We start from the raw sequence: 8,255 nt of genomic DNA, 5'->3' as shown, positions 1-8,255 counted from the left end.
TTGGCGACTTTCGCTACGGTTGTGTGCTTTATTTTCCTACCTCCATTTTCCTACCAGCGATCTATTTTGTTTTGCCTCAACACAGGGTCACGCTTTGATCGCGGAGCGATCAGCGACATACACCAAAAGCCTTGGCGACTTTCGCTACTTTTTTCTTATCTTTTTGTCACCCATCTTTTTGCCGACAATTTCCCTACGTCAGCTCTCCGACACGACGACAAGCTGGAAGCTTATCCCACACCAAAAGTCTTGGCGACTTTCGCTACGTTGATACTTCTTATCTTTTTGCCACCCATCTTTTTGCCGACAGTTTCACTACGTCAGATCTCCGACACGATGACAGGCTGGAAGCCTATCCCACACTTGCTAAGGGCGGAGATGTCTCTATAGAGAACGGTTGACGGGGGTGGGAACGACGAGTAAGCTGGCACAATCGTTTGTGCACATGCGTGTAGTGATTGGACGGTTTGCGGGATTCGCGGCGGCCGAGGACGCGTTGGTAGACGCTGTTTGCGGGGACTCGTGGCCTCGTCCACTACATAGTCACCGGGGACTCGTTGCCTCGTCCATTACGGCGTGTCCACGGTTAGAAGATGAAACTGAGGCGGGACTCGGGATGTCGGTGACTTTGCAAGATGTGGCCAATGCAGCGGGGGTGAGCGTTTCTGTCGCTTCACGCTCGCTGAACGGTCGCGCTCGTGAGTACCGGATCAGTGAGGCGACCGAGAAAACGGTCAAGAAGACGGCAGCCAAACTTGGCTTTCGCCCTAGCCAGGTCGCTCGTTCGCTGCGGCTAAAACGCTCGGGACTCGTCGGAGTGGTGGTGCCGGACCTGTCGAACCCGTTCTTTGCTTCGATCGCTCGTGAAGTCACGCTGGCGACGGAACATGATGGCTACTCAGTAATCGTGGCTGACAGCCGCGAAACAACCGCGAACGAAGAGAAATTGATCGAACAACTGCTCGGCCGGCAAATCGAAGCCCTGGTCGTCTGCCCCGTCGGTCGACAACATGAGCATCTGACTGCGATCGACGCCTCGGGATTGCCGGTCGTGCTGGTCGATCGCGGATTCGCCAAAAGCAAACTCGTCCAAGTCACTTCGGATCATCGCTGTGGTGCTCAGCGGGCGACGGAATTACTACTCGAGCATGGACACCGGTCTATCGGCGTTTTGCAAGGATTACCGGGAACACTGCCGAACGATCAGCGGATCGAAGGTCTCCGCGATGCATTGGCAAAGCATGACCTCCAATTGGACTCATCGATGATCGCTGGCCACAGTTTTAGTGAACACTCGGGCTACGAATCGGCCAAACAACTACTGAGCATGCATCCCAACATCACTGCCTTTTTCGCTTTCAGCACGCCGAACGCATTAGGGGCACTTCGCGTGATTTCGGAAAAGGGGCTGCGTGTTCCCAATGATTTGTCGATCGTGACATTTGACGACATTCCTTTCGCCGATTTTATGAATGTTCCGCTGACGACCATCGCACAGGACGTTCCGGCCCTAGGACGAACGGCAGCCGAATTGATCATCCAACAACTACGAAGCGGCAAGCGTCCGCGAACGAAGAAACACTCGATGAATGTACAACTTGTAAACCGAGACTCGATCTGTGAGGCAGGACGATGAACCAGAAACGTCCGCAGATCACGGTGGTCGGATCGATCAATATGGATTTAGTCGTTTGCTGTGACCGATTTGCTCGTCCCGGCGAAACGATCACGGCATCTTCATCGTCCGAGATCAGCGGTGGCAAGGGAGCCAACCAAGCGGTCGCCGCTGCGTTGGCGGGAAGCGATGTGCGAATGGTGGGTCGAGTCGGCGACGATGCATTCGCCGGCACTCTGCTAAACAATTTACGGTTGCATGACATCGATTGCGACGGTGTGTCGGAAACCCAAGATTGCCCCAGTGGACTGGCCGTCGTGACGGTCGAAGCAAGTGGGCAAAACGCCATCATGTTGGTTCAAGGAGCCAATGGACGTGTCACGCAGCAAGACATTGAATCGCAGCGTAATGCAATCGAGACGGCTGACGTGGTGCTGCTGCAGCTTGAAATCCCGCTCGATGCGGTATTGGCCACCATTGCGATCGCAAAACAAGCTGGCGTCCGGACCATCCTTGACCCCGCGCCCGCACCACGAGTCTGGAGCGATGAACTACTGGACGTCGATCTAGTGTGCCCCAACGAGACCGAGGCGGCTGCGATTACGGGCCGACCGGTCGAAACGATCGAAGATGCGAACAATGCCGCTCAAGAGCTACACCGCCGTGGCTGCAAAAATGTGGTGATCACACTGGGAGATCGCGGATCGGTACTGTACACGAACAACACCTTGCACCATTTCACGGCTCACAAAATTACCGCCGTCGACACGACTGCCGCAGGCGATGCGTTCGCAGGCGCCTTGGGCGTTCGCTGGGCCGAAACCAACGACTTGGCCAAAGCAGTGCGATTCGCAAGTGCAGCGGGCGCGATCGCGGCATCGCGGCACGGCGCACAGCCTAGTATGGGAACGCGTTCGATGATTGAGGGAAGGGGCGAGTGAAGGAGTGGGGGAGTGAAGGAGTGGGGGAGTGAAGGAGTGAGGAGTGGGAGTTGGGAGTGGGGGAGAGGCATTCATGAACTATGAATAGCACATTTTAGGCAATCGCGATGGAACCCTGTCTTGGTTGCACCAAGACTTACCTCAGCCCATTCATCAATTTTTTTGATTTAACTGATTACGCTAAAAGAGAGAACCATGAACGTTCGTCATTTCATCTTACTGCTGTCGTTGCTCACGTTGGTGGGTTGCAACTCGTCGTCGTCCACGCCGGAGGATCAACAGGCGGCGGGCACCGACAACGAGAAACCTCGCGTTGCCTTGATCATGAAATCACTGGCGAATGAATTCTTCTCGACGATGGCCGATGGGGCGACCGAGCATCAAGCCGAGCACTCCGATGACTACGACTTGGTCGTCAACGGGATCAAGGACGAACGTGACCTTAGTCGCCAAGTCTCGCTAGTCGAAGAGATGGTCGCCAGCGGTGTGGATGCAATCGTGATCGCTCCGGCCGATTCCAAAGCATTGGTTCCTGCGCTGCGACGCGCATCCCAAGCGGGCGTCGTCGTGATCAACATTGACAACCGATTGGACGCCGATGTGCTAGAGCAAGAACAGATCACGATTCCGTTTGTTGGTCCCGATAACATGGCGGGAGCCAAAAAAGTCGGCGATCATCTAGCGGCAAAACTGGAAAAGGGAGATAAGGTGGCGATCCTGGAGGGCATTCGCACTTCGTTTAACGCCCAGCAGCGATTAAAAGGTTTTCAAGCCGCGATGCAAGACGCTGGGCTCGAGATTGTCGACAGCCAAACGGCCGAATGGGAGATGAGCAAGGCGAACACGATCGCGTCGTCAATGCTGAGCGAACATCCCGAGATCAAGGCGATCTTGGCCGCCAACGATTCAATGGCCTTGGGGGCAATCGCGGCGGTAAAAAGTGCCGGCCGCGACGGTGAAGTGATGATCGTCGGCTTTGACAATATCACGGCGATCCAAGAGGCAATCAAACAGGGCAAAGTCCTGGCGACCGCCGACCAACACGGTGATCAGTTAGCCGTGTTCGGTATCGAGGCGGCGCTGAAGCAGCTGCAGGAACCCTACTCGGCGACCGCGGATGTCGAAACACCGGTCGATTTGGTGACGAAGGAAAGCCTGTGAATTCATTGCTGCAAGTCGACGGTCTGACCAAACGCTACGGCAGCGTGACGGTATTGCGTGACGTGTCATTGGAGGTGCGGGCGGGCGAAATCCATGCCCTGTTGGGCGCCAACGGTGCGGGCAAAAGCACGCTGTGCAAAATCATCAGCGGGCTCGTGCCAAGATCCGATGGCGAGATGACACTCGGTGGTCACGCGTTTGATCCATCGAACAAGCAAGTCGCGGAACGACATGGGGTCGAGATCGTACAACAGGAATTGAATCTAATTCCGACGCTGTCGGTTGCCGAAAACCTACTATTGACTCGGTTGCCTCGTCGCTTCGGAGCGATCGATTCGCGCAAATTGCATCGTACCGCCAGCCAGATCCTGGATCGCTTTGGGTTGGCCGATGTGGCGACCGATGCGTTGGTCGGGTCACTGGGGGTGGGACGGCAACAAATGGTCGAGATCGCGGCTGCATTGGCACGCGAGTGCAAACTGTTGATCTTGGACGAACCGACCGCGGCGCTCTCGGGCAGCGAATCCGAGCAACTGTTCGGTCACTTGACACAGTTGCGAGACGAAGGGGTTGCGATCATCTACATCAGCCACCGGCTAGACGAAGTCGCACGACTGAGCGATCGAGTTACGGTGCTACGTGATGGAGCGTTGGTGGGCACTCATTCCACATCGTCGCTGACCACCGATGCGATGGTCGATTTGATGAGCGGCGAAGCGACATCATCAGCTAAGCGAGACCACGTTTGCCACACGACTGGCGAAACGGCAATGCGAGTCGATTCGATGACGTCGGGGATCGTGCAGGACGTCAGTTTCACCGTGCAGCGGGGCGAACGACTTGGCATCACCGGTTTGGTGGGATCCGGCCGCACCGAATTGCTGCGAGCGATTTTTGGTGCCGATGTTGCGACGGATGGACACGTCTATCTAGGTGCCGATTCGCTAGGAAACAAAGCCGCACCGCGACGATTCCGACATCCGAGCGAGGCGGTTGCGGCAGGGTTGGCAATGGTCACCGAAGATCGAAAGCAGGACGGACTGCTGCTAACGCAGTCGATTCGCATTAATACGACACTCAGCAGTATGTGGCGACGATTTTCGCGTGTCGGTCTGACTCGCGAGGCCGAAGAGAACCGAGTTGCCACAGCGATGCGAGAATCGCTGGCGACACGTTGCGAGTCCATTGATCAATTTGTCGGCACGCTGAGCGGTGGGAACCAACAAAAGGTAGCGGTGGCAAAATGGTTGGTTCGCGACGCCGACGTCTTTTTGTTCGACGAACCGACTCGCGGTATTGATGCCGGAGCCCGGCAGCGGATCTATCAATTGTTTGAAACGTTGTCGATCCAAGGCAAAGCGATCGTCGTGGTCAGCAGCGATTTAGAAGAATTGTTCGAAACATGTGATCGCATCGCTGTCATGTCGGCTGGCCGGATGGTCGACTCGTTTGATCGAAACGAATGGAGCGAAGAAAAGATCATGCAAGCATCGTTCCGCGGCTACAAAGACCGCATCAGCGAACCCGTCAATGACTGAGCAGCCAAGTAGGGCCGTGGCCAAACGCTGAGCAGTATTTGTAGCGAAACTCGCCGAGAGTTTCGGGAGGGCACTGGCCATGGATCGAAATTCTTGACGGCTCGTTGATTTAGTCTAACTCTGGAATGCTTCGCTTAACCGTTAGCCGATAGGCGTACGCCAACGGACGCGAGTACGCCTTCGGCTGACTGTTAAACGATTAAATCGAACGGCATTGTCGTTGATCGCTCCGCGATCATTACGCTGTGGATCTTGCAGAGGACCCTTGGGGATTATCAGCGCGATGACAGGCTGGAAGCCTATCCCACATTTCAAAAGTCTTCGCGACTTTCGCTACATTGATTTTTCTTATCTTTTTGCCACCCATCTTTTTGTCGACAACCTCCCTGCGCCACCTCTCCAGCACGACGACAGACTGGAAGTCTATCCCACAAAAGTCTTGGCGACTTTCGCTACGGGGAGATGCATGACGATGCGAGCACAGGAAATACTCGCTTCTTAGGTCATCGCTCTCGATGCTTTTGCTTTCGACTTGGATTTGGGAGCGTCGTCTTCGTAGTACTCCGAATACTCGCCATCGTTGGTGTACCCGTACGAGTATCCGTAACCGTATTTGTAGGAGTGACCATAGTTTTCCGAGCCCTCGCGGGCACTCGATTTGCCATAACTACGTGCTTGACGGCTCCCCACTCCGTTGACGACCACGCCCAGTACATTCGCTTCCAATGTTTCCAGCATGCGGGTCGCTTGAGCCACCGCTGGTTTGATATTTTTGCGAAGTCGAACCACCAACACCACGCCGTCGGCACGCGGGACGACATTACTGGGATCGCTAACCGCCAAGAGCGGCGGCGTATCAATTAGAATCATGTCATACTTGGATCGCAGCTTCTCAAGCAATCGATCAAAAGAACGTGACGACAATAATTCCGCCGGATTGCTCGGACGTTCGCCGGATAACATCACCGAAAGATTGGGGACCACGGTTTCATGAATTGCTTGGTCCAGTACGGAATCAGTATCGGCCGAGGCACCCTCGTCACTGGCATACTGTTCGATCGCCCACGCCAATCCGCGTTCGCATTCCATCCCGAACAATTTTTGGATGCGAGGTCGACGCAGGTCCGCGTCAATCAATAGCACGCGGCGTCCCGATTGAGCGATCGAAATCGCTAGATTCGCGGCAATGGTCGATTTGCCGTCCCCGGGAGTCGGACTGGTGATCTGTAACACATGGTTATCACCCGCTTGATTGCTAAAGTAAATCGCCGTCCGGATCGAGCGGAATGCTTCCGCCTTGGCCCCTTTGCCATTGTTGGCCGTACAGAGCCGTGAATCCAAGGAAGCATAGGGATCGTCGTCGGCAACCTTCGTTGGCTTCATAAACGAAACGTGTCCGATCACTGGCAAATTAATGTGTTCGGCAATCTCGCGAGCACTGTGATACGACCGATCCGAAATCTCGCGTAGTAACGCGATCCCGGCGACGAACATACAACCCAGGAATCCCCCCATGATCAACGACTTGATTAGCGAAGGAGCAAATTGATACCCCGGCTTTGCGGTATCCAGCGGAAACACCTTCAACCCTGCTCCTTCGCTCATCAAATTGACTTCGTCCAGCCGTTCCATGATGCGGTCATACAGTTCTTGCTGACGACCAATCTCGCGAACAAATTGGGCCGAACGCATCTCCGCAGCACTTTCTTTCTTAGCCGCTTCCATCTCTTGCTCGTAGGCTTCGCCCACGATCTTGGCTTCTTCTTCGAGCGATTGTAAACGTTGCCTCAGCGCAAAGACACCGATCTCTAATCGTGCCTTCAAACGAGCCTCGGGATCCAGCTCGTCACCGGAAACTCCCAATTGTTCGTCCGCGTTGGCCCACGCCGTTTCCAACTTCTTCATCAACTCTTGTTCGGATCGAGCGACGTCTTCGATCGTTCCTTCGATCACGCGAATTCGTTTATCAATCGTGTTGATTGCTGGATGATCGGCACCGACGCTGTCTTCCAATTCTTGTCGTTCAAGCTGTAGCGGCAACAACTTCTCTTGACGCATCCGCTCGGACTGAGTCAGCTGCGCCGTCTCGCGTAATCGAGCGATCTCTTGACTGCTCTGTTGGCTAGCAAATTGCCGCTGAAGATCCTTGCCATCCGTCGCAGTCGAAGATTGGCTCAGCGCCATCAACACTGCTTCGGTGGGCCGACCTTCTTTGACAGCCAAACGGGTCGCTTCGAGTGTGCTGCTCAATTGAGCACGCTGGATCATTAAATTTTGTTGCTGGCTCAGATACGTATCGGCGTTATCACGGTGAATGCTTGTGGTCACCCCATCCCGATAGATCAACCCCGACTCTTTCTTGAAGGTCGCGAAATCCTCCTCCATCCGCGTCAATTTCTCTAACACGTCTTCGCGAGCCGATTGGATCAAGTTGATCGTCTCTTTGCCAATATTGCGATATTGTTCCTGCAGATGCGCGGCATACGCGTCGATGACCGCTTGAACCACACGTTGTGAGGTTTCGCGACTGGTGCTGTCATATTGAATTTGAAAGACACTTGTGTTGCCAGTTTCAAGTGCGGGGCCAACCAAGAGAGACTCCGACCCCGCCAGCATCCCCGCAATACTTTCGGCGGGCCAACCCGCAAATTCAGGGGTGGTCGAAAGCTCGCCCAATTCAGCGGCCTGTTTCAAGATATGTTCGCTCCGCATCACCAATGCTTCGTCGGTAAACGAGCGAGACGACGATGCTCCCTCCAAACCTTCGACAGGTAAGTTCTTTGCCGACGATTCGATGATTTGAACTTTCGCCGCCGATCGAAACATCGCCGGCGACTGCACAAATTGAAAGTAGCCCCCGGCCAGTCCGGCAATCAAACCGATCACTAGTAGCCATCGGTTGCTCCAAGCCAATTTTGCGATGTCAATATTGGGTGCCGACGGTCGACGATTCTGCATTGCAGCGACACGTCGAGCCGGAGTCTCGGATCGGGCAGCTTG

The 8,255-nt window shown here is 54.8% G+C and carries 6 protein-coding genes; 5 read left to right on the top strand and 1 reads right to left on the bottom strand.

Annotated features, from left to right (window positions below):
- From RMSM_RS43085 to RMSM_RS29105, 5 genes are all read left to right on the top strand, one after another.
- Window positions 1–390: hypothetical protein (locus tag RMSM_RS43085; RefSeq protein ID WP_236622348.1), on the top strand; the 390-nt coding region annotated here is incomplete at its 5' end.
- A gap of 226 nt (window positions 391–616) precedes the next feature.
- Window positions 617–1,636: a LacI family DNA-binding transcriptional regulator gene (locus RMSM_RS29120; protein WP_008705817.1), complete on the top strand. Its 1,020-nt coding sequence runs from the start codon at window positions 617–619 to the stop codon at window positions 1,634–1,636.
- Window positions 1,633–2,556, top strand: coding sequence for a ribokinase (gene rbsK / locus RMSM_RS29115; protein ID WP_008705815.1), 924 nt, complete (start codon window positions 1,633–1,635; stop codon window positions 2,554–2,556). Before RMSM_RS29120 ends, rbsK begins: the two co-directional genes overlap by 4 nt.
- A 195-nt stretch (window positions 2,557–2,751) precedes the next feature.
- Window positions 2,752–3,717, top strand: coding sequence for a sugar ABC transporter substrate-binding protein (locus RMSM_RS29110; RefSeq protein WP_008705812.1), 966 nt, complete (start codon window positions 2,752–2,754; stop codon window positions 3,715–3,717).
- Window positions 3,714–5,255 (top strand): sugar ABC transporter ATP-binding protein, encoded by a 1,542-nt coding sequence (locus RMSM_RS29105; RefSeq protein WP_008705810.1) that lies wholly within the window; start codon window positions 3,714–3,716, stop codon window positions 5,253–5,255. The genes RMSM_RS29110 and RMSM_RS29105 overlap by 4 nt, the downstream gene beginning before the upstream one ends.
- A 498-nt stretch (window positions 5,256–5,753) precedes the next feature.
- Here the strand turns inward: RMSM_RS29105 and RMSM_RS29095 are convergent.
- A partial coding sequence (locus tag RMSM_RS29095; protein WP_040770009.1) for a polysaccharide biosynthesis tyrosine autokinase occupies window positions 5,754–8,255 on the bottom strand: 2,502 nt, incomplete at its 5' end.

This window comes from Rhodopirellula maiorica SM1, from assembly GCF_000346295.1.
Classification (GTDB): Bacteria; Planctomycetota; Planctomycetia; order Pirellulales; family Pirellulaceae; genus Novipirellula; species Novipirellula maiorica.
Note: the sequence above shows the minus strand (reverse complement) of the source record. Positions and strands in the feature narration are given on the sequence as shown.